This is a genomic window from Bradyrhizobium arachidis, assembly GCF_015291705.1.
GTDB lineage: Bacteria > Pseudomonadota > Alphaproteobacteria > Rhizobiales > Xanthobacteraceae > Bradyrhizobium > Bradyrhizobium arachidis.
The window spans coordinates 7,213,279-7,230,954 of record NZ_CP030050.1; the positions used below are offsets into that span (position 1 = coordinate 7,213,279).

Annotated in this window: 22 protein-coding genes; 14 read left to right on the forward strand and 8 right to left on the reverse strand. The window is 64.8% G+C overall.

Going from position 1 to position 17,676, the window contains the following annotated elements:
* The first annotated feature begins 47 nt into the window (after nucleotides 1–47).
* From WN72_RS33930 to WN72_RS33955, 6 genes are all read left to right on the forward strand, one after another.
* Entirely contained in the window at nucleotides 48–1,229 is a 1,182-nt protein-coding gene (locus tag WN72_RS33930; protein WP_092216155.1) for an ABC transporter substrate-binding protein, read from the forward strand.
* Between the two features lie 8 nt (nucleotides 1,230–1,237).
* The gene (locus WN72_RS33935; RefSeq protein WP_027562384.1) at nucleotides 1,238–2,206 is read left to right on the forward strand and encodes a YVTN family beta-propeller repeat protein; all 969 of its coding nucleotides are present in this window, start codon (nucleotides 1,238–1,240) and stop codon (nucleotides 2,204–2,206) included.
* On the forward strand, nucleotides 2,203–3,009 hold the full coding sequence (locus tag WN72_RS33940) for an ABC transporter ATP-binding protein (protein ID WP_092216064.1): 807 nt from the start codon (nucleotides 2,203–2,205) through the stop codon (nucleotides 3,007–3,009). Before WN72_RS33935 ends, WN72_RS33940 begins: the two co-directional genes overlap by 4 nt.
* Complete coding sequence (locus WN72_RS33945) at nucleotides 3,006–3,854, forward strand: ABC transporter permease (protein ID WP_092216065.1); 849 nt, start codon at nucleotides 3,006–3,008, stop codon at nucleotides 3,852–3,854. The genes WN72_RS33940 and WN72_RS33945 overlap by 4 nt, the downstream gene beginning before the upstream one ends.
* Entirely contained in the window at nucleotides 3,851–4,465 is a 615-nt protein-coding gene (locus WN72_RS33950) for a BAR domain-containing protein (protein ID WP_092216066.1), read from the forward strand. Before WN72_RS33945 ends, WN72_RS33950 begins: the two co-directional genes overlap by 4 nt.
* A gap of 137 nt (nucleotides 4,466–4,602) precedes the next feature.
* Nucleotides 4,603–4,902 carry a copper-binding protein gene (locus WN72_RS33955; protein WP_027562380.1) on the forward strand — a complete coding sequence of 100 codons (300 nt, stop codon included), beginning with the start codon at nucleotides 4,603–4,605 and terminating at the stop codon, nucleotides 4,900–4,902.
* A gap of 172 nt (nucleotides 4,903–5,074) precedes the next feature.
* On the opposite strand, the gene WN72_RS33960 is transcribed toward WN72_RS33955, so the two are convergent.
* Together WN72_RS33960 and WN72_RS33965 are read right to left on the reverse strand one after the other, a co-directional pair.
* Nucleotides 5,075–5,632, reverse strand: a complete 558-nt coding sequence (locus WN72_RS33960; protein WP_092216067.1) for a PQQ-dependent catabolism-associated CXXCW motif protein — start codon at nucleotides 5,630–5,632, stop codon at nucleotides 5,075–5,077.
* A complete protein-coding gene (locus WN72_RS33965) occupies nucleotides 5,629–6,510 on the reverse strand; it encodes a substrate-binding domain-containing protein (protein ID WP_092216068.1) in 882 nt (293 codons plus the stop codon). The genes WN72_RS33960 and WN72_RS33965 overlap by 4 nt, the downstream gene beginning before the upstream one ends.
* 127 nt (nucleotides 6,511–6,637) lie before the next feature.
* Between WN72_RS33965 and WN72_RS33970 the strand changes: the two genes are divergently transcribed.
* Together WN72_RS33970 and WN72_RS33975 are read left to right on the forward strand one after the other, a co-directional pair.
* Nucleotides 6,638–7,564 (forward strand): quinoprotein relay system zinc metallohydrolase 2, encoded by a 927-nt coding sequence (locus tag WN72_RS33970; RefSeq protein ID WP_027562377.1) that lies wholly within the window; start codon nucleotides 6,638–6,640, stop codon nucleotides 7,562–7,564.
* A gap of 74 nt (nucleotides 7,565–7,638) precedes the next feature.
* Nucleotides 7,639–8,457 carry a quinoprotein dehydrogenase-associated SoxYZ-like carrier gene (locus WN72_RS33975; protein WP_092216069.1) on the forward strand — a complete coding sequence of 273 codons (819 nt, stop codon included), beginning with the start codon at nucleotides 7,639–7,641 and terminating at the stop codon, nucleotides 8,455–8,457.
* 198 nt (nucleotides 8,458–8,655) lie between these two features.
* On the opposite strand, the gene WN72_RS33980 is transcribed toward WN72_RS33975, so the two are convergent.
* The gene (locus tag WN72_RS33980; RefSeq protein WP_092216070.1) at nucleotides 8,656–9,015 is read right to left on the reverse strand and encodes a hypothetical protein; all 360 of its coding nucleotides are present in this window, start codon (nucleotides 9,013–9,015) and stop codon (nucleotides 8,656–8,658) included.
* 87 nt (nucleotides 9,016–9,102) lie between these two features.
* Between WN72_RS33980 and WN72_RS33985 the strand changes: the two genes are divergently transcribed.
* The 5 genes from WN72_RS33985 to WN72_RS34005 are packed head-to-tail and all read left to right on the forward strand — an operon-like array spanning nucleotide 9,103 to nucleotide 12,757.
* A complete protein-coding gene (locus WN72_RS33985; RefSeq protein WP_167380807.1) occupies nucleotides 9,103–10,083 on the forward strand; it encodes an ABC transporter substrate-binding protein in 981 nt (326 codons plus the stop codon).
* 1 nt (nucleotide 10,084) lies between these two features.
* Nucleotides 10,085–10,822, forward strand: coding sequence for an ABC transporter permease (locus tag WN72_RS33990; protein WP_092216071.1), 738 nt, complete (start codon nucleotides 10,085–10,087; stop codon nucleotides 10,820–10,822).
* Nucleotides 10,812–11,540: an ABC transporter ATP-binding protein gene (locus tag WN72_RS33995; protein ID WP_092216072.1), complete on the forward strand. Its 729-nt coding sequence runs from the start codon at nucleotides 10,812–10,814 to the stop codon at nucleotides 11,538–11,540. The genes WN72_RS33990 and WN72_RS33995 overlap by 11 nt, the downstream gene beginning before the upstream one ends.
* Nucleotides 11,541–11,587: 47 nt before the next feature.
* Complete coding sequence (locus WN72_RS34000; protein WP_092216073.1) at nucleotides 11,588–12,382, forward strand: pentapeptide repeat-containing protein; 795 nt, start codon at nucleotides 11,588–11,590, stop codon at nucleotides 12,380–12,382.
* 27 nt (nucleotides 12,383–12,409) lie between these two features.
* Nucleotides 12,410–12,757, forward strand: a complete 348-nt coding sequence (locus tag WN72_RS34005) for a hypothetical protein (protein ID WP_092216157.1) — start codon at nucleotides 12,410–12,412, stop codon at nucleotides 12,755–12,757.
* Between the two features lie 165 nt (nucleotides 12,758–12,922).
* Here the strand turns inward: WN72_RS34005 and WN72_RS34010 are convergent, their stop codons facing one another.
* The 5 genes from WN72_RS34010 to lanM all read right to left on the reverse strand — a co-directional run bounded on the left by WN72_RS34010 (nucleotide 12,923) and on the right by lanM (nucleotide 15,697).
* Nucleotides 12,923–13,132, reverse strand: coding sequence for a hypothetical protein (locus WN72_RS34010; RefSeq protein WP_027562369.1), 210 nt, complete (start codon nucleotides 13,130–13,132; stop codon nucleotides 12,923–12,925).
* A gap of 278 nt (nucleotides 13,133–13,410) precedes the next feature.
* Nucleotides 13,411–14,277, reverse strand: coding sequence for a DUF6662 family protein (locus WN72_RS34015; RefSeq protein WP_092216074.1), 867 nt, complete (start codon nucleotides 14,275–14,277; stop codon nucleotides 13,411–13,413).
* A gap of 243 nt (nucleotides 14,278–14,520) precedes the next feature.
* Nucleotides 14,521–14,601, reverse strand: coding sequence for a pyrroloquinoline quinone precursor peptide PqqA (gene pqqA / locus WN72_RS34020; protein ID WP_012029362.1), 81 nt, complete (start codon nucleotides 14,599–14,601; stop codon nucleotides 14,521–14,523).
* Between the two features lie 229 nt (nucleotides 14,602–14,830).
* Entirely contained in the window at nucleotides 14,831–15,160 is a 330-nt protein-coding gene (locus WN72_RS34025) for a hypothetical protein (protein ID WP_167380808.1), read from the reverse strand.
* A gap of 144 nt (nucleotides 15,161–15,304) precedes the next feature.
* Nucleotides 15,305–15,697 carry a lanmodulin LanM gene (lanM, locus tag WN72_RS34030; RefSeq protein WP_027562366.1) on the reverse strand — a complete coding sequence of 131 codons (393 nt, stop codon included), beginning with the start codon at nucleotides 15,695–15,697 and terminating at the stop codon, nucleotides 15,305–15,307.
* 314 nt (nucleotides 15,698–16,011) lie between these two features.
* Between lanM and WN72_RS34035 the strand changes: the two genes are divergently transcribed.
* The gene (locus WN72_RS34035) at nucleotides 16,012–17,676 is read left to right on the forward strand and encodes a methanol/ethanol family PQQ-dependent dehydrogenase (RefSeq protein WP_092216076.1); all 1,665 of its coding nucleotides are present in this window, start codon (nucleotides 16,012–16,014) and stop codon (nucleotides 17,674–17,676) included.

Below are 17,676 nucleotides of genomic sequence, written 5' to 3' on the forward strand. Positions count from 1 at the left end.
CAATTCTCCACCGGCGGTCAAGCCGGGGAGAACGTTTGGAGGAAAACATGATCCGATGGTTGGTCGGCCTGATCGGCTTAGGTCTTGCCGCGACGAGCGCGCTCGCGGCCGACCCTGTCACGATCGGCGTCGGCTATCTCGGTGTCGCCGGTACCAGATCGACGCTGTCGCTGGTCGAGCAGCCCGCCGAGAATGACGGCGTCGCCGGCGCGCGCCTTGCCATCGAGGACAACAACACCACGGGAACATTCACGGGCCAGCGCTTCACGCTGGAGGAGCGGCGCATCAAGGAGGGTGAGGATGCGGTGCAGGCCGCGACCGACCTTGCCGCGCGTAACGGCTTCATCATCGCCGATCTTCCGGCCGACGCACTGCTGAAAGTCTCGGACGCCCTGCGCGATCGCGGCACGCTGCTGTTCAACGCCGGCGCGATCGACGAGCGGCTGCGCGAGGCCGATTGCCGCGCCAACGTGATCCACACCGCGCCGACCCGCGCGATGCTGGCCGATGCGCTCGGCCAATATTTGGTGTGGAAGAAGTGGTCGCGCTGGCTGCTGGTGGTCGGCTCGCATGACGAGGACAAGCTGTTCGCCGATGCGCTCCGGCGCACTGCGGCGCGGTTCGGCGCCAAGATCGTGCAGGAACGGACCTTCGAGGACAAGGGCGGCGCACGGCGCACCGACAGTGGCGTGACGCTGATCCAGCGGCAGATGCCTGTCTTTACACAGCAGGCACCAGCTTACGACGTGCTGGTCGCCGCCGACGAGAGCGAGGTGTTCGGCGCCTACCTGCCCTATCGCACCTGGGATCCCCGTCCCGTCGCGGGCTCAGCCGGCCTCGTGCCGCGGAGCTGGGATGCTTCGCAGGACCAATGGGGCGCGATCCAGATGCAGAACCGCTTCATCAAGCTGAATTCGCGGCGCATGACCGCGCTCGACATGCAGGCCTGGACTGCGGTGCGCATGATCGGTGAAGCCACCTCGCGCACCAACTCCGGCGACGTCAAGAAGGTCACCGACTTCATCAAGGGCCCGGATTTCTCCGTCGCCGCCTTCAAGGGCACAAAGCTGACGTTGCGCGACTGGAACCTGCAATTGCGCCAGCCGATCCTGCTGGTCGACGGCCGCATGGTGGTGTCGGTGTCGCCGCAGGAAGGATTCCTGCACCAGGTCTCCGAGCTCGACACGCTCGGCTACGACCGCCCGGAGAGCAAATGCAAGCTGAAGTGAGGACGCAGATGTTGCGCATGTGGAGTGTTGGGCTTCTCTCCGGACTGGTGGCGGCCACCGCGCCCGCGCATGCGTTCATCGCCTATGTCTCGAACGAGAAGAGCAACACGGTTTCGGTGATCGACACCGACAGCTGGACCGTGACCAAGACCATCAAGGTCGGCCAGCGCCCGCGCGGCATCGACTTCACGCGCGACGGCAAGTTCGTGATGGTCGCGGTCGGCGACGACGACACCATCCAGGTGATCGACGCCAAGACGCAGGCCGTGGTGGACAGCCTGCCCTCCGGCCCCGACCCCGAGCTGTTCGCCCAGGATGCGGCGGGAAAAATTCTCTATGTCGCCAACGAGAACGACAATACGGTGACGGTGATCGACCTTGAGAAGCGCGCGCGCCTCGGCGACATCCAGGTCGGCGTCGAGCCGGAGGGCATGACCATCAGCCCCGACGGCAAGACGCTGATCAACACCTCCGAGACGACCAACATGGCCCATTTCATCGACACGGGTTCGCGCCAGATCGTCGCCAACGTGCTGGTCGACGCGCGGCCGCGCTTTGCCGAGTTCAAGCATGACTCTTCGGAAGTCTGGGTGTCCTCGGAGATCGGCGGCACGGTCTCGGTGATCGATCCCGCAAAGCACGAGGTGATCGGCAAGGTCAATTTCGAGATTCCGGGCCTGAGGAAAGAGGCGATCCAGCCCGTCGGCATCGGCATGACCAAGGATGACAAAACCGCCTTCATCGCGCTCGGCCCGGCCAACCGCGTCGCCGTGGTCGATGTCGCCTCGCGCAAGGTGACGAAATATCTGCTAGTCGGCCAGCGCGTCTGGCACATGGCGTTCACGCCGGACGAAAAATATCTGCTCACCACCAATGGCGTGTCGAACGACGTTTCCGTCATCGACGTGGCCGCGCAAAAAGTGATCAAGACCATTCAGGTGGGCGAACTGCCCTGGGGCATCACGATCGCGCCATGACCAGCCCTGCCCCCATCGCCGAACAACGCGAGACGCCGAGTCCTGACCCGGCGGCGGTGCCGGCGCTGGCAATCGACGGCGTCGGCCATTCTTACGGCCCGCGCCGGGCGCTGATGGACGTCTCCTTCAACGTGCAGCCCGCGAGTTTTACTGCGCTGCTCGGGCTCAACGGCGCGGGCAAGAGCACGCTGTTTTCACTCATCACGCGCCTGTTCGGCATCCAGACCGGCCGTGTCTCCATCTTCGGCCATGACATCAGCAAAAGTCCGGGCGAAGCGCTGCGGCTGCTCGGCGTCGTGTTCCAGCCGCGCACCCTCGACCTCGACCTGTCGTTGACGCAGAACCTGCTCTATCACGCCGCACTCCACGGCATCAGCCGCCGCGAGGCCGCCGCGCGCAGCGCCGAGCTGCTCGGCCGGATCGGGCTTGCGGACCGCTCAGCAAGCAAGGTGCGCGATCTCTCGGGCGGACAGATGCGGCGGCTGGAGATTGCCCGCGCGCTGCTGCACCGGCCGCGCCTGCTTCTGCTGGACGAGCCGACCGTCGGCCTCGACGTCAAGGCGCGCGCCGACATCATCAGCCATGTCCGCCAGCTCGTGACCGAGCAAGGCATCGGCGTGCTCTGGGCGACGCACCTGTTCGACGAAATCATGCCCGGTGACGATCTCGTGGTGCTGCACCAGGGCAAGGTGCTGGCGCAGGGGCCGATGAGCCGCGTCGTCGCGGAGGCCGGTGCACAGGACGTCAACACCGCCTTCATGCGCCTGACCGGCGCGCAGACGATGCCGGGAGGCGGGGCATGAGCAGCATCACGACGCACGGCGCGCCGCGCGGCTTCTCGGCCGGCGAGTACATGACCTGCCTCACCGGCATCGTCTGGCGCGAGGGACTGCGCTTCCTGCATCAGCGCGAGCGCTTCGTCTCGGCGCTGGTGCGACCGCTGGTGTGGCTGTTCATCTTCGCCGCCGGCTTCCGCCAGGTGCTCGGCATCTCCATCATCCCGCCCTACGAGACCTACATCCTCTACGAGGTCTATATCGCGCCCGGACTGATGGCGATGATCCAGCTCTTCAACGGCATGCAGTCCTCGCTCTCGATGGTCTACGACCGCGAGATGGGCAACATGCGCACGCTGCTGGTGAGCCCGCTGCCGCGCGGCTTCCTCCTGTTCTGCAAGCTGCTCGCGGGCACCGCGGTGTCGCTGCTCCAGGTCTATGCGTTCCTCTTGATCGCCTGGTTCTGGGACATCACCCCGCCTCCGTCAGGCTATCTCACCGTGCTGCCCGCGCTGATCCTGTCCGGATTGATGCTGGGCTCGCTCGGCATGCTGATCTCCTCCGGCATCAAGCAGCTCGAGAACTTCGCCGGCGTCATGAACTTCGTGATCTTCCCGATGTTCTTCGCCTCCTCCGCACTCTACCCGCTCTGGCGAGTGCAGGAGGGCAGCCCTTATCTGTATTATCTCTGCCAGGCCAATCCGTTCACCCATGCGGTCGAGCTGATACGTTTTGCACTCTACGGGCAAATCAACTGGATCTCGCTGGCGGTGGTCGCCGCCTGTACAATCGTCTTCATGATCGGCGCGATTTTGGCCTATGATCCCTCGCGCGGGCTGGCGCGGCGGGGCCCTGCGGGAGGCGAAGGATGAAGGTTCGGGTTCTGGCGACGGCTGTTCTGGCGCTCGCACTGTCGGGCGCGACAGCGCGCGCAGCCGATCCGCGCTATCCGGACTGGCCCTGCACGCAGGCCAAGGTGCCGGAAATCTCGCTGGCGGCGGTATGGGCCGGCCCGCCGCTCGACGATGTCCAGAGCAAGTGGAAGGACGACGCCAAGGTCAGCGCGCTGGTCTCAAAGCTGTCGGCGCGCAAGACGCCGCTGGACGAGGCCGAGAAGTCGGTGAAGGAGTTTCTTGCAGGCTCCGCCGCCGACAAGACCGCGAACGCAAAATTGCTGTTCGCCGGCCTGTTCGACACGCTCAATGCCCAGCGCTCCCAGGTCATGAGCGGGCTCGAACGCGTCAGCCGCAAGCAGCGCGACGCCGCCGACACGATCCGCGACGAAACGCTTCAGCTTCAGGCTCTGCAAGGGGCGACGCCCCGTGACGACGCCAAGGTCGAAGCGCTCAGCAACGAGCTGATCTGGAAGACCCGCATTTTCGAGGACCGTCACAAGGTCGTGCGATTCGTCTGCGAGGTTCCCACCACGATCGATCAGCGTCTGTTCGCGCTGGGGCGCGTGATCCAGCAGGAGATCGAATAGCGTCAGCCCCGCTGACGGCTCATGAAAAGTTCCCGCGATCGCCTCGGGATCGTTACGCTTTTGCCCCGCTATCTGCCGGAACCAAACCCATTTAAGATGTCTTGTCGAAGTGAACTCCAGGACGTCGGGAGGCCACGATGGGAACTACAAAATTCATCTTCGCGGGCGCTGCGGCCCTCGGCATGCTCGCAACCAGTGCTCTTGCTGACGACATGACCGGAATGGTCACGCGGATCGATCGGCTCAACAACACGATCTCGATCCAGCAGATGCAGAAGGGCACGGTCGGTGGCAGCGCGGGCGGCGCCGGCGCGCTGCAGGAGTACAAGGCCAAGGACGCCGCGATGCTGGATGCGGTTCATGCGGGCGACAGGGTGAGCTACTCCGCGACCGACACCAACGGCACGGGGACGCTGACCAAGTTGCAGAAGCAGTAGTGCCGTCTTTCACCTCTCCCCGCTTGCGGGGAGAGGTCGGATCGCGCTTGCGATCCGGGTGAGGGGGTACAGGTCTGTCTGCGTGATCATACGCGGAGAGAGGCCCCTCACCCCAGCCCTCTCCCCGTAAGAACGGGGCGAGGGAGCGCACCTGCGCTCTTCGATGCAGGAGCTACTGCTCAGGCCGCGCTTCCGGCTGCGCCTCTTCCGTCGGAAGCTTGGCGCGCTCCCAGCCGTCGGTGCCGTCGGGATACCAGGCGACATTGGAATAGCCGTACGCCAGCGCGCGCTTGGCGGCGTTCCACGACATCCAGCAGTCGGCGAGGCAATAGACCACCAGCAACGCGGCCTTGTCACCGCGCGATGCCTGCGCGAGGCCGCGCTTGAAATAAACGTCCATCGCCGGCGGCAGCGCGCCGTAGCCGGTGTCGGGCAGCCAGAGACTGCCCGGAATGTTCTTCCGCGGCGCATCGCGCCACACCGTGCCTGCGGGCAGGTTCTTCGGCTTCGGGGCGCGCGGCAGCACGTCGACAAACGCGCCGCTCTTCGCGCGCCAGATCGCTTCAGCCTCTGCCGTGGTCAGCACGCGCGCGCCCTCGAGCGTCGCCGGCACCGGCGCCCGGTAATTGTCGGTGCGATAACCCTCGGGCTCGAACGGCTCCTGCTGCTGCGCGCACACCGGCGCGACCAGCGCGGCGCTGATCAGCGCAGCGGCAAGGCGCCGTGTCATGGCGTCTTCTTGGCCGTCTCCGCACCGAGCGGCTTGTCGCTCTCATCGAGCAGCGGTACGCCGAAGTCGAGCAGGATCTTGTTGATCTCGCCCTGGTTCTCCTGGATCAGCTTGTTGAGCTGCCGCTTCCAGTTCTGGTCGGCAGGACGCACGCCCATGCCGATGCGATAAACCAGTTTTGGTCCCGTCGCTTCCTTCACCAGCGGCGTGACATGGAGTGATCCCGCCTTCTTCGCGTAATATCCGGCCATCGGTCCCCACAGCACGCCGGCGTCGATCTTGCCGGCGGCGAGGTCGTCGATCATCGCCTGCGCCGAATTGTCGAAGCGCGTGTCGATCATCAGCGGATAGGGCTTTGCATCGCCCATCAGCCCGGCCAGCGCCATGTTTGTCGCTGGCGGCGTGCCGGCGACGATACCGACATGCTTGCCCTTCAACTTCGGATCCCCGAGCGTGTCGACGTCCTCGAGCCCGCTGCCGGTCTTGGCAACCAGCGCGTAGGTCGTGCGGTAATAGGGATTGGTGCCCTGCACGAGATCGTCGCCCTGCGGAAAGCCCATGATGACGTCGCAGCGATGCGCGCCCAGCGTCATGCGCACGAAGCCGGTGGCCTGCGGGAAGAAGACGTAGTCAAGCTTCTTCTGCAGCTTGTCCGCAAAAAATTCGGCGAGCTTGTTCTCGAAACCCTCGCCCTTCTCGTTGGAGAACGGCAGATTGCGCGGGTCGGCACAGACGCGCAGCACTTTGGGATCAACCAACTCGAACGAAAGATCACCCGTCTCGTTCGTCTGCGCGATGGCGATGCCATTCATCACGCAAGATGCAGCCATCAACACCAGCGAGTACAACCAGCGACGATGTCGTCCGGCCTCCGTCATCGCGCTTCCTCCTCGTTTTGTTTGGATGTTATCCATGCAACGCATGACGCGCCATGTTTGCCAAACTTTGGTTGGCTTGATTTTGTTGCAGTGCAATGCGGCAAACCCTTTGAACTGAGGCGGAAAAGTGTCTCGCATCGCTCTCGTGATCGCAGCCTTGTCCCTGCTGGGGACACCGACGCTAGCACGCGCCGGAGCGGCCGAATTGCCTGTGAGCGAAGTCGCAACGGGAATCTTCGTACACTCCGGGACCATCGCCCTGATGTCCCGCGAGAACGAGGGTGACATCGCCAATGTCGGCTTCGTTGTCGGCGAGGACGCGGTGGCCGTGATCGACACCGGCGGCAGCCTGCGCGAGGGCGAAGCGCTGCTGGCGGCGGTGCGGGCCCGCACGTCCAAGCCGATCCGCTATGTCATCAACACCCACGGCCATCCCGACCATGTCTTCGGCAATGCCGCCTTCGTGGCCGACGGAACGAGCTTCGTCGGCCACAGCAAGCTGCCGCAGGCGCTGGCGAGCCGCGGACCGTATTATCTTGACAATTTTAAACGGATCATGGGCAGCGAGCTGATCGACCCCGTGAAGATCGTGCCGCCGACGGTGCTCGTGCACGACACGCTGACGCTCGATCTCGGCGCGCGCCGCCTGACCGTGCGGGCCTGGCCGGCCGGACACAGCGACAACGATCTGACCGTGTTCGACGAGACGAGCAAGACGCTGTTCGCGGGCGACCTCGTCTTCCTCCGCCATATCCCGGTGATGGACGGCAGCATCCGCGGCTGGCTCGGCATTCTCGGGGAACTCGAGGCAATTCCGGCGGTTCGCGTCGTTCCGGGTCACGGGCCTGTGAGTACCTGGCCTGCGGCATTGGCTGACGAACGGCGTTACCTCACGACACTGCTGGCGGATGTCCGGGCGTCGAACAAGAAGGGCGAGCCGATCCGGGCCGCCGCGGACAAGGCCGCCGCCGAGGAGCGACCGAACTGGCAATTGTTCGACGACTACAACGCCCGCAACGCAACCGCAGCATTTTCGGAAATTGAATGGGAGTAGCGGGCGCGCTACGCTGGACTACACGGGATCAGCTACGCTGACCCGGACAGCTTCGTCCGCACGGGACCACGACCATGACGGGATGCACACGCCGCCTGCCCCTGATCGCCGCACTGCTCGGCCTCGCTTTCGCCGGGCCGGCACAGGCTGAGGAGGCCTACGATCCCTGGCCGGGCCTGGTGCAGGACATCTTCAGCAGCCGTCCGATGAATGACGGCAACGACGTCATCGGCATCGAGATGCCCTATCGCGCCGAGGACGCGGCCATCGTGCCCGTGACCCTGCGCAGCAAGCTGTCGCCGGCTGACGGCCGCCGCATCCGCTCGATCACGCTGGTGATCGACCGCAACCCCGCGCCGATGGCGGCGAAGTTCGAGCTCGGCGCGGATGCCAACGTCACCGAGATTTCCACGCGGGTGCGCGTCAACAATTACACCGACGTGCATGCGGTCGCCGAGCTCAGCGACGGCCAGCTTTACGTCTCGAAAGTGTATGTGAAGGCGTCCGGCGGCTGCTCCGCGCCGGCCGGAAAGAACGTCGAGGAAGCCAAGAACCGCCTCGGCCAGATGCGCTACCGTCAGTTCGTGCGCGAGGACGCGCCCGCGAGCCGTGTCCGCGAAGCGCAGATCATGATCGGTCATCCCAACAATTCCGGCCTGCAGATGGACCAGGTCACGCAGCTCTATATCCCCGCCTTCTTCATCAACCAGCTCAAGCTGACGCAGGACGACAGCCCGGTGCTGTCGATGGAAGGCGGCATCTCGATCTCGGAAGATCCCAACCTGCGCTTCACCTACGTCTCCAACGGCGCCAAGCGTTTCCGCGCGGAAGCGAAGGACACGGATGGACACGTGTTCCGCAATGAGTGGGATGTGGAGAAGCCGGGGACTTAAGACGAGAGGCTTGCTTCTCTCCCCCTCTCCCCTTGTGGGAGAGGGTGGATCGCCGCATAGCGGCGAGACGGGTGAGGGGTATCCCTCCGCGCACGCCGCTCTCACTAGAATTCGCGGATAGAACCCCTCATCCGGCGCTTCGCGACACCTTCTCCCGCAAGGGGAGAAGGAACAGAGCACCGTCTGCGCAGCATTAAATCAAAAACACCTCACCTCAGCCTCGGCCTGCGCGCGGCGCAAATCGTTCACCGCCGAGTTCGCCTGCTCAGAGGTTCGGAACTGGACGCCGAGATTGCCGCGCACCTGCGACATGCTGAGCGCGGTCTCTGCGGTGACGTAGCGCGCATAGGGCACGATCGAGGCGACCACGTCGATCGAGCAGGAACATTGCTCAATGGACTGCCGGCTCTCGCCATTCGCCTTCATGCAACCATAGACATATTCCGCGCGCGCCGACGTCGGATAATCATTGGCCTCCTCGGCCCGCGCCACGCATGCGGTCGCCGCCAATACCGCCAATGCGGCGACAATCGGTCCTAGCTGCCCGGCCAGTTTCATGAGCGTCCTCCCGCTGGTTGCGACCAAAGCTATGCTATGCGTATTGTCCTGAAAAGCACTCTGTCAGAGGAAACGGCTCACAAGGTGATGAGAGCATTTGGTCGAACATTGGCGCTCGCGACGACGCTGGCGCTGACGCTGGTTGCGCCCGGCCACGCCGCGGATACGATCCGCCTTGCGGTGCAGAAGACCGGAACATTCTCCTGGGAGCTGGCTGCGATCCGCAGCGCCGGGCTCGACAAGGAGGCCGACCTGTCGCTCGAGGTCACCGAGCTTGCGAGCCCCGAAGCCGGCAAGATCGCGCTGCGCGCAGGCAGTGCCGACATCATCCTGTCGGACTGGCTGTGGGTGTCGCGCGAGCGTGCGCTCGGCGCCAAGCTCACCTTCTATCCCTATTCCAGCGCGCTCGGCGCGGTAATGGTGCCCGCGGCCTCACCGCTCAAGACGCTGGCCGATCTGAAGGGCCGCAAGCTTGGCGTTGGCGGCGGCGCGATCGACAAGAGCTGGCTGCTGCTGCAGGCGCGGATGAAGCAGGATGGCATCGACCTCAAGTCGGCGGCGACCATCGTCTATGGCGCCCCGCCGCTGATCGCCGCCAAGGCGCTCGACGGCGAGATGGATGCGAGTCTCAATTTCTGGAATTTTTGCGCCCAGCTCGAGGCCAAGGGGTTTCGGCGCCTTGCGGGGATCGAGGACATTTTGCCGAAGCTGGGCGCGGATGGCGCTGTGTCTGCGGTCGGCTATGTCTTCGACGAGAATTGGGCGGCCAGTCGTAAGGATGCCGTGGCGCGCTTCATCACGATGACCCGCAAGGCCAAGCGGTTGCTGACCACCTCGGACGAAGCCTGGGACAAGATCGCGCCGCTGACCGGCACCAGCGATGCCACCATGCTCAAGGCCTACCGCGACCGCTATCGCGACGGCATTCCGCGCCGGAGCATCGACGACGAGGAAAAGGACGCACGCGTGCTCTACCGCGTGCTGGCCGAGATCGGCGGGCGGGACCTCGTCGGCCCCGCGGCGGAGCTCGATGCCGGTACCTTCTATCACGCGGTCCCCGGAGATTGAGGTGCTGCGTCTTCTCTCGTTCGCCCTGTTTCTCGCGATCTGGTGGATCGCCGCGCTGTTCGTCGGCGGCGCAAAGCTGCCCTCGCCGCCGGCCGTGCTCCAGGTGATGATCGCGGAGGCCTCGAGCGGCGCGCTGTTCCTGCATCTCGGCGCGACGCTGGCGCGCGTCGCGCTCGCCTTCACGCTCGCAATGTCGGTTGGCAGCGCCATCGGTTATCTGATGGGACGGGTCAGGCTCGCCGACCGGCTCGGCGATCCCTGGCTGATCCTGCTGCTCAATCTGCCGGCGCTGGTCGTGATCGTGCTCGCCTACATCTGGGCCGGGCTAACCGAAGCCGCCGCGATCGCGGCGATCGCCATCAACAAGCTGCCGACCGCCATCGTCACCCTGCGCGAGGGCACGCGCGCGCTCGACCGTTCGCTCGACGAGATGGCGAGCGTGTTCGCGATGCCGCGCTGGCGCGCCTTCCGCCATGTCGTGCTGCCGCAGCTTGCGCCCTATATCGCCGCCTCGGCCCGCTCCGGACTATCGCTGGTGTGGAAGATCGTGCTGGTCGCCGAGCTCCTGGGCCGGCCCAACGGCGTCGGCTTCGAGATCGGCGTCGCCTTCCAGCTGTTCGACACGCCGCGGCTGCTGGCCTACTCGCTGACCTTCGCGGCGGTCGTGCTCGTGATCGAGACCTTGCTGGTGCAGCCGTTCGAAGCCCGCGCAACACGGTGGCGACCCCGTGCGGCTTGAGGTCGGCATCACAGGCAAGACCTTCAGGAGTGCCGCGGGCGGAACGCACGAGGTGTTGGCGCCGGTCAAGTTCGCGATTCAATCCGGCGAGGTCGGCGTGCTGATCGGGCCGTCCGGCTGCGGCAAGAGCACGATGCTACGCATCATCCTCGGGCTCGATCACGACTTCCAGGGTCACATCACGCGTCCGCCGGAGGCGCGGATCGGCATGGTGTTCCAGGAGCCACGGCTGCTGCCGTGGCGCTCGGTCGAACAGAATGTGCGGCTTGCAGCGCCTGATGTCACTGACGCAAAATTGTCGGAGCTGTTCAAAATCCTCGAGCTCGAAGCCCATCGCAGCCACTTTCCGGGCGAATTGTCGCTGGGGCTCGCCCGCCGCGTCGCCCTGGCCCGCGCCTTTGGGGTCGAGCCCGATCTGCTCGTGCTCGACGAGCCCCTCGCCTCGCTCGACGACGCGCTCGCCGGCCGGCTGCGCGACGAGATCGCGACACTGGTAGCGAGCCGCCCGGTGATGACACTGCTCGTCACCCATAGCCTCGACGATGCGATCCGTCTCGGCGACCGCCTGTTCTTCCTGTCGCCGCGCCCGGCGCGGATTCTGGCCGAAGTGCCGATCGCTATCCCGCGCGCCGCGCGGGGCGAGGCCGAGATCGCCGCAATCAAGGCCAGCCTGGTGCGGTGGACGCAGAGCGAGCACGCCGGGCGGGATATCTCATAGGCACCCGTGCCGCCTGCGTGCTAGACAGACGTGAAGCGGAGCCTACGATGAAGGCAACGGTTGTCCTGACAGCGCTCGGTGTCGTGCTCGCCGCACAAGCGGCAAACGCGCAGGACATGATGCGCGACGTTGACCTCACCTCGCCTGCGATGACGTCGGCCGAGATGAGCCGGGCAGAGGTCGAAACCATGCTCGCGGGAGCGAGCGCGGCCGCACCCGCCGACTTCACCGGCAAGCGGCTCTCGGGCCTCGACCTGTCGGGCCTGAACATGTCCGGCGCCATTCTTCGCGCGGCACGGCTGAACAAGACCAAGCTCGCAGGCGCCCACCTGGATCGCGTGATCCTCGATCAGGCCTGGCTGCTGGAGGCCGATCTCACCGGCGCAAGCCTCAGGGGCGCGAACCTGTTCGCTACGCAAATGGTCCGTGCCCGACTCGACGGCGCCGATCTGACCGGCGCTCGCATCGCCGCTGATCTCACCGGCGCAAGCCTCGTCGGCGCCTCGATCGCGGAGGCGCGTCTTGGCGCCGACATGCGCAACCAGTCGATGGGGCTGATGCGCGCCGTCCTGCGCTCGGCCAATCTGACCGGCTTGAACGCGCGCGACGCCGATCTCTCGCGCGCCGACCTCGAATTTGCTTCCCTCAAAGGCGCCGATCTCACCGCCGCCTCGCTCAAGGGCGCCCAGCTCGGTGGCGCCGACCTGAGTGGAGCAACCGTCATCGGCACCGATTTCGAGGACGCCGATCTCGTCTCGACCAGGCTGGTCGCGCCGATCGGCCTTGACCGCGCCAAGAATTTCGACAAGGCAAAGAACCGGGAGCGCCTGATCAGACAATAGCGGCGCCGCTTTGGGGAGTGCGAAATGATGCGTTGGTGTCTCGTCTTGATCGCGGCGTTGGTGTGTGCCGGTGAAGCCGCCGCCCAAACGAAGGGCAAGGGCATCCGGCTCTGGAATCTGACGACCGAGACGATCTCCGGTTTCCAGCTCTCGCCTGCCGGCAAGGCCGACTGGGGCCCGAACCAGTGCCTGAACGACAAGGACAAGGAGGTCGACCACGACGAGCGGCTGCGCATCACCGGCGTCGAGCCTGGCCGCTACGACGCCAAGGTCAGCTATCCCAGCGCGCGGCAGTGCATCGTTCGCGACATCGAGATCAGGGCCGACGCGGTATTCTCGATCGCCGACAAGGATCTGAAGGACTGCACGAAGTAGTGGCTCTCCCTCATCCTGAGGAGCCTGCGGAGCAGGCGTCTCGAAGGATGAAGGGCCCGGCTGCAGCAGCGGGGCCTTCATGGTTCTCCCGGCGATGCGAAGCATCGTCCGGAGACGCCGCTTCGCGGCTCCTCGCCATGAGGGACTAAGGCCCGTGCGCGCGCCTCACGCCTTGTCGTTCGGATGGGGATACTCGCAGCGCCATCGCACCGCCTGCCACTTCGGGTGATCACCGATCCATTGCGCGATATAGGGCGGCGCAGCCATCGCGCATTGCCGCGGCGAGCCCGCATAGTTGAACACCAGATGCTGCTCCTCGCAGGTCGCAGGCGAGAGCACCGCACACACAGTCACCACAAGGTCGATCGGATTCATGCCGGGTCCTCTCGCGGGGCAATCAACGTTAGCATGAAAGGCTACGTTCCACGGAGAGGGAAGTTTCAAACCGGCGTGAGGGGGTGGAGGGAACTGGCCGCACCCCGCGCCGCCCTTGGGAAGCGAAACACCAAAGGCTTCCGCATCGTCATGGCCGGGCCTCGTCCCGGCTATCCACGCCTTGCCCCGCGGCACGAAAGAACGTGGATGCCCGGGCATAGGCGAGCGGAAGCGACGCCGTCCTTCAGACGGCTATGCCCGGGCATGACGACCTCGTCCTAGAAGTTCACTCCGAACACCAATCTTGCCTGGTGCCGCTCGAAATTGACGAGATCGAGATTGCCGCCCATCCCTGCCGGCCGGCCCCAGGCCTGCATGCTCCAGCTGAGAGTGAGCCGCGATTGCTCCGAAAGCTGGAAATAGGCGGTGGGGCCGACGAACAGGGCCTGCCCTGAGAACTCACCGAGGCCAATGCCTTCATATTGCCGGAAGTAGCGCATCTCGCCGCCGAGCAGCACGTTGGGGCGCACGCGCACCAGGCCGGCGATGGCGGCGCCGATGGTCGAGCTCTTTTCCGAGACGCCCGCCACCTCGAAGCGCGCCCATTCCGGCTGATAGATCAAATTGAGCGCGCCGATCACGAAGTTCGGGACGAGCTCGCGGTCGAAGGCGAGCGTGAAGTCGGTGCCGTACATCCGCCCCTTGGCGCCGCTGGTCTCGTCGATGCGGTCACCGTGGAGCTCGGCGGCGATGGTCAGGCCGAACGGCGCGCGCTCGCGGTCGAGCAGGCGATAGCGCAGGTCGAGCGAGGCGCCCTGGAAGTTGAACTGGCGGCGGTCGTCGAGATCGGGGACGCCGGTGATATCGTGCCAGCTGGCGGTGCCGCCGAGCTCGATGCGGAAGTTCGGCAGCGGCACCACCTCGATCTCGACCTCCTGCGCGAGGGCACGATAGGTGCCGCCCTTGCCGAAGCGCCCCGTGGTCTGGGTCTGGAATTCACGCTCGCCGGGATTGCCGACATCGGTGCCGATCATGAAGCCGAAGATGTGCTCTGTATCGAAGCCCTCCTCGGCGCTGACGCATGCCGGGGCAGCCGCGAGGCCGCACACCACCGCCGTCCAAAATCTGAAAGCTCCGATCCGCATCCCGACTTCCGCATGCGCGCGCCGATTTGATGCGGCAATAGCGCTGACTGAGGATCAGCGTAGCACACCGCAGCAAGAGCACGATCGGGATTTTTGGAGGTGGAGTGCCGCCATCCAAACAAGTGTGGCTTTGCATCATCGGCAAAGCATCAAGGGAAAAGCGCGGGACGCGGCTGTGACAGGCAACAACACTGCCACGGCTGCGAGGACATTCGCCATCGAAGCCGCGGCAGGTCGTCGGTCTTACTTGCGCGCAGCGCAGGCGTACATGTTGATTTCCATGCCGACCGGCACTTCGACGATCTTCGGAGCTTTCCAGGCCATTCGGGGTCTCCCCAAGGAATTGAGCGCGACATCGCGCGGGGCAAAACCTAGGGCTGCGTCATCCATAGTTCAAGCTTCGATTCGAGTGCCGCGCAGGTCTGTGTCGATTCTTCGCGACTGCATTTCTCTCTCGGGCAAAGCCAGTTCCCTCTTGGTCAAACACGACCCGCAGAGAACCCGCTTGTGCGGCGCACCGCACGTCGAATCGACACGACCCTGGGCCTCGCCGTCAGCAACCCTTGTCGGCCGTCTCTGTGTTCGGCTTGGCACCTTCGGCCCGCTGAGCCGCTGTCGGCTCGCTCTGCATCTGCCGCTGCGCATCCTCGGACGACGCCGGCGTTTCACCGCTTGCGCGATTCATCGTGCTGGTCGGCGGATGCTGGCTGGTGTCGCTCGCTGAACTCGACGAATGGGACTGCGCCGAGCCCACTGTGACGGGACCGGAGCCGGCATCCTTGTCGTTGGCTGCGCTACCGGTGTTGCAGGGGCCTGCGACGGCGACACCAGCGCTCAACGTCAGGATCGCGCATGCAGCAAGGACGGATCGTTTCGTGTTCATCTGCGTCATCTCCTCTGCTCCCGTCGCGCAGCCCCGGTCGCCGGCGGGAATTGCGGAGAGAACAGGCCGAGCAGCCCGATGTTCCGGATGTCGGAGCGGAATTGATCGCGTCCGCCGTCGTCGGGCTTGTTCCCCTTGACGCGCTCAGCGCAACAAGCGCAGCAGCGCGCGGCCGGCGCGCGAGTTCAATTCCTTCGCATCCAGCGTTCCGTCCTTGTCGGGATTTGCTGCATTGAAGCGCTGCTCGACCACCGCCAGGTATTCGTCGAGCGTGAGAGTCCCGTCATGATCAGGATCGGCGGCGGCGAGCTCTTTCGCCGATAACCGCCCGCGCAACTCGCGCGCATCGAGCGTGCCGTCGTGGTCGGGATCGAGCTTGGCGAACAATGCGCTCGCGGCCTTCTTCACCTCGGCGAGATCGAGCGTGCCGTCATTGTCGGTGTCGAACATCTTCACCGCACTGCCGGAAGCCGACCAGGCTGGACCGGACAGCACTGCAATCGTAAGCGCAAGCGCAATCGAGCGACGTGACATCATCGAAACCTCCTGGCCATGAGCCGCGATCCTCGCGGGGCGAAATGACATAAGTCCGCAAGCCTGCCCCGGTTCAAGCCCGGAATGCAACCTGCGCACTGCACAACCCGCGGAACCCAGTTGTCGAAATCGGCGGTCCGTGCTCGGCACTGCTTCACGCCGCGGAATTTTTGCAGCGCCTGCACACAAGCGCGGGTCGATTGTCAGGTTTCCGGAAGGCGCATCCAGCACCCTTTCGACTTTCGTATTGACGGGTTTTGCATTCGGGCGGAGTGTTACGTCGCGGCGTCAAAAGGCGCGCATATTGGGAGGAACGGATGAAACGCTTTGCGATGGCCGCGAGCCTCGTCATGCTTGCATCGACATGTGCAAGCGCCCAGACCACCGAGCAACTGGTCAAGGGCGCGACCGATACATCGAACGTTCTCAACTACGGGATGGGCTACAATCTTCAGCGTTTCTCGACGCTGAACCAGATCAACAAGGATACGATCAAGAACCTCGTCCCGGTCTGGAACTACTCCTTCAACGATGATCGCAGCGAGGAATCCCAGCCCCTGGTGTACCAGGGCGTGATCTACGTGACCTCCCACAACGCGACCATGGCGGTCGACGCCAAGACCGGCAAGCAGATCTGGAAATCCAAGATCGAATATCCCGCCGAGACGCCGCGCGTCGTCTGCTGCGGCATCATCAACCGCGGCGCCGCGCTCTACGACGGAAAGGCGTTTCGCACCACGCTCGACGCCAACGTGATCGCGCTCGATGCCAAGGATGGCAAGGAGCTGTGGCGGCAGAAGGCCGCCGACATCAAGGAAGGCTATTCGATGACGGTGGCCCCGCTGGTGGCCGACGGTGTCGTCATCACCGGCATCTCCGGCGCAGAATTCGGCACCCGCGGCTTCATCGACGGCTGGGATCCCGCGACGGGCAAGCATCTCTGGCGCACCCATTCGATCCCCTCGCCGGACGAGCCCGGCGGCGACACCTGGAAAGGCGACACCTGGAAGCTCGGCGGCGGCTCGACCTGGATCACCGGCTCCTACGATCCCGAGCTGAACACTGTCTATTGGGGCATCGGCAATCCCGGCCCGTTCAATTCGGCAGTGCGCCCGGGCGACAATCTCTACACCTGCTCCGTGCTGGCGATGGATCCCAAGACCGGCAAGATCAAATGGCACTACCAGTTCTCGCCGAACAATCCGTTCGACTATGACAGCGTGGCCGAGATGGTGCTCGCCGACATGAACGTCGAGGGCAAGCCGACCAAGGTGCTGATGGACGCCAACCGCAACGGCTTCTTCTACGTGCTCGACCGCACCAACGGAAAGCTGCTGGCGGCCAATCCTTACGTGAAGGTGAACTGGGCGACCGGCATCGACATGAAGACGGGCCGGCCGATCGAGACGGACGTCAGCAAGGATGCCCGCGAAGGCAAGAAGGTCGTCGTCTACCCATCGCTGCTCGGTGGCAAGAACTGGGAGCCGATGTCGTTCAATCCGCAGACCGGACTTGCCTATGCCAACACGCTCGCATTCGGCGGTCACTACAAGACCGAGCCGGTGACCTATAAGGCCGGCGAATGGTACCTCGGCATGGATCTGACGGACCTCTGGGACTGGCCCGACGGACCGCGTGGTCACCTCAAGGCGATCGATCCGATGACCGGCAAGGCGAAGTGGGAGGCGCCGAGCGATATTCCGCGCTTCTCCGGCGTGTTGTCGACGGCGGGCGGCGTCGTGTTCACGGGCGCACTGACCGGAGAGTTCGAAGCGTTCGACGCCGACAGCGGCAAGAAGCTCTGGCAGTTCCAGACCGGCTCGGGCATCGAGGGACAACCGATCACATGGCAGCAGGACGGCGTACAATATGTCGCCGTGACCAGCGGCTATGGCGGCGTCTACTCGATCTTCTCGGGCGACGAACGGCTTGCGAGCGTGCCGGCCGGCGGCTCGCTGTGGGTCTTCGCGGTCAAGCAATAA

Excerpts from the sequence above, each read along its gene's own strand:
- WN72_RS34025 (WP_167380808.1), bottom strand. The coding sequence starts at position 15,160 with ATGAACACGAAACGATCCGTCCTTGCTGCATGCGCGATCCTGACGTTG.
- WN72_RS34005 (WP_092216157.1), top strand. The coding sequence starts at position 12,410 with ATGCGTTGGTGTCTCGTCTTGATCGCGGCGTTGGTGTGTGCCGGTGAA.
- WN72_RS33980 (WP_092216070.1), bottom strand. The coding sequence starts at position 9,015 with ATGAAACTGGCCGGGCAGCTAGGACCGATTGTCGCCGCATTGGCGGTA.
- WN72_RS33935 (WP_027562384.1), top strand. The coding sequence starts at position 1,238 with ATGTTGCGCATGTGGAGTGTTGGGCTTCTCTCCGGACTGGTGGCGGCC.
- WN72_RS33975 (WP_092216069.1), top strand. The coding sequence starts at position 7,639 with ATGACGGGATGCACACGCCGCCTGCCCCTGATCGCCGCACTGCTCGGC.
- lanM (WP_027562366.1), bottom strand. The coding sequence starts at position 15,697 with ATGATGTCACGTCGCTCGATTGCGCTTGCGCTTACGATTGCAGTGCTG.
- WN72_RS33960 (WP_092216067.1), bottom strand. The coding sequence starts at position 5,632 with ATGACACGGCGCCTTGCCGCTGCGCTGATCAGCGCCGCGCTGGTCGCG.
- WN72_RS33940 (WP_092216064.1), top strand. The coding sequence starts at position 2,203 with ATGACCAGCCCTGCCCCCATCGCCGAACAACGCGAGACGCCGAGTCCT.
- WN72_RS34000 (WP_092216073.1), top strand. The coding sequence starts at position 11,588 with ATGAAGGCAACGGTTGTCCTGACAGCGCTCGGTGTCGTGCTCGCCGCA.
- WN72_RS34015 (WP_092216074.1), bottom strand. The coding sequence starts at position 14,277 with ATGCGGATCGGAGCTTTCAGATTTTGGACGGCGGTGGTGTGCGGCCTC.
- WN72_RS33965 (WP_092216068.1), bottom strand. The coding sequence starts at position 6,510 with ATGACGGAGGCCGGACGACATCGTCGCTGGTTGTACTCGCTGGTGTTG.
- WN72_RS33950 (WP_092216066.1), top strand. The coding sequence starts at position 3,851 with ATGAAGGTTCGGGTTCTGGCGACGGCTGTTCTGGCGCTCGCACTGTCG.
- WN72_RS33985 (WP_167380807.1), top strand. The coding sequence starts at position 9,103 with ATGAGAGCATTTGGTCGAACATTGGCGCTCGCGACGACGCTGGCGCTG.
- WN72_RS33955 (WP_027562380.1), top strand. The coding sequence starts at position 4,603 with ATGGGAACTACAAAATTCATCTTCGCGGGCGCTGCGGCCCTCGGCATG.
- pqqA (WP_012029362.1), bottom strand. The coding sequence starts at position 14,601 with ATGGCCTGGAAAGCTCCGAAGATCGTCGAAGTGCCGGTCGGCATGGAA.
- WN72_RS33945 (WP_092216065.1), top strand. The coding sequence starts at position 3,006 with ATGAGCAGCATCACGACGCACGGCGCGCCGCGCGGCTTCTCGGCCGGC.
- WN72_RS33930 (WP_092216155.1), top strand. The coding sequence starts at position 48 with ATGATCCGATGGTTGGTCGGCCTGATCGGCTTAGGTCTTGCCGCGACG.
- WN72_RS34035 (WP_092216076.1), top strand. The coding sequence starts at position 16,012 with ATGAAACGCTTTGCGATGGCCGCGAGCCTCGTCATGCTTGCATCGACA.
- WN72_RS34010 (WP_027562369.1), bottom strand. The coding sequence starts at position 13,132 with ATGAATCCGATCGACCTTGTGGTGACTGTGTGTGCGGTGCTCTCGCCT.